Below are 1,840 nucleotides of genomic sequence, written 5' to 3' on the forward strand. Positions count from 1 at the left end.
TCTAGGCGGGGACCGGTTTTGGGCGATCCAAGGACCCAGGGGACACGTTCGGAAACGACGGCGCTGATGTCGGCCTATGTGCCGATCGCGCGCGGCTATCTGCTCGCCTCGTCGGTCTATTATCTGCTGATCACGCTGTCGCATCCGTTCTACGAGAAGGGCCTCGCCCTGGTGGTGCTGGATGGCCTGGCGGCGTTCTCGACCGTCTACGCGGCGGCGACGGGGTTCAGCCTGCGTCGCCAGACCATCATCGGCCCGCCGCTCGAGGCCATGGTCCTGGGCATGAACGCCCTCTTCCTGGCCAACACCTTGGCCTATCAGATCCTGCATTTCGAGCCTCAGAAGCTGGTCTATTGCGTGCTGATGGCCCTGGTCTTCGCGACCTCGGCGCCGAGCCGCCGCGTGGCCGTCGTCAGCGTCGCGGCCGCCCTCGCGGCGCTGGCCTGGATGATCCCGCGAGGACCGTCGGAGACCACCGCGCCCTACATGTTCGTCGGCGTGGCCGGCGGGTTCGCGGCGACGGGCGTGGCGATAATGATACGCGGCGTGGTCGGCCGCGAGGTTCGCGCTCGCCTCGCCAGCGAGGCGCTCAACGCCGATCTCGAGCGTCAGCTCGCCGAGAACCATCGCCTGCGCGCCGAGGCCCAGGCCCTAGCCCTGGCGGCCGAGGCGGCCAACCGCGCCAAGACCGAATTCCTGGCCACGATGAGCCATGAGATCCGCACGCCGCTGAACGGCGTGCTGGGCATGGCCCAGATCATGGAGTCGGGCGAACTGGACACCGACCAGCGCCAACGCCTGGACACCATCACCGCCTCGGGCCGCTCGCTGCTGGCCGTGATCAACGCCATCCTGGACCTCTCCAAGATCGAGGCCGGCCGGATGGACATCACCGCCGCGCCCTTCGACCTGCCGGCCCAGATGGAGACGTTGAACCATCTCTACGGCGGCCTGGCGCGCGACAAGGGCCTGGACTTCACCCTGACCGTCGCGCCCGGCGCGGCCGGCTGGCGGCTGGGCGACGCCGAGCGCCTGCGCCAGGTCTTGTCGAACCTGATCTCCAACGCGGTGAAGTTCACCGAGTCCGGCGGGGTGCGCGTCACGATCGACGGCGACGGCGCGCGCGTTCGCGCCCAGGTCGTCGACACCGGTCCTGGCGTTCCCGAGGATCAGCGCCAGCGCCTCTTCACCAAATTCGCCCAGCTGGACAGCTCCAGCACCCGCAGGATCGGCGGCTCGGGGCTGGGGCTGGCCATCTGCAAGACCCTGGTCGAGCTGATGGGCGGCGAAATCGCCTTCTTCGCCCCGCCGGACGGCGGCGCGGGCTTCTCCATGGATCTGCCCATGCCCGAGACCTCGCCGGCGTCCCGCGCGCCCGGGGTGGAGCTGGCGGCCGCGACCACGACGCCCGAAGACGCGACAGCGCCGCGCGTCCTGGTCGTCGACGACAACCAGACCAATCGCGCCGTGCTGTTGACCCTGCTCAACCACCTGGGCGTGGTCAGCGGCTTCGCCGTCGACGGCCGCGACGCGGTGGCGATGTGGGAAAAGGACCGCTGGGACGCGATCTTGATGGACGTCCACATGCCGGTCATGGACGGCGTCGCGGCCAGCCGCGCGATCCGCGAAGCCGAGAAGCGGACTGGGCGCGAGCGGACCCCGATCGTCGCCGTCACCGCCAGTGTCCTGCCACACGAACGCGCGCTCTATACGGAGGCTGGCATGGACGCCCTGACGCCCAAGCCCGTGGAAGTTCCGCGCCTTGTCGAGACCCTGGCGCGGGTCCTGGCCATCGAGCCCGCCTCCCAGGACGGGGTCGAGGGCGGCGCGGCGGCCTAGA

1 protein-coding gene is annotated in these 1,840 nt (G+C 69.9%); it reads left to right on the forward strand.

The window, feature by feature from the left end; translation table 11 throughout:
- Positions 1-66 precede the first annotated feature (66 nt).
- Positions 67-1,839, forward strand: coding sequence for an ATP-binding protein (locus tag FCU40_RS22960; protein ID WP_168078111.1), 1,773 nt, complete (start codon positions 67-69; stop codon positions 1,837-1,839).
- Position 1,840 lies beyond the last annotated feature (1 nt).

The sequence above is a fragment of the Caulobacter sp. SSI4214 genome (genome assembly GCF_012184455.1).
Classification (GTDB): domain Bacteria; phylum Pseudomonadota; class Alphaproteobacteria; order Caulobacterales; family Caulobacteraceae; genus Caulobacter; species Caulobacter vibrioides_E.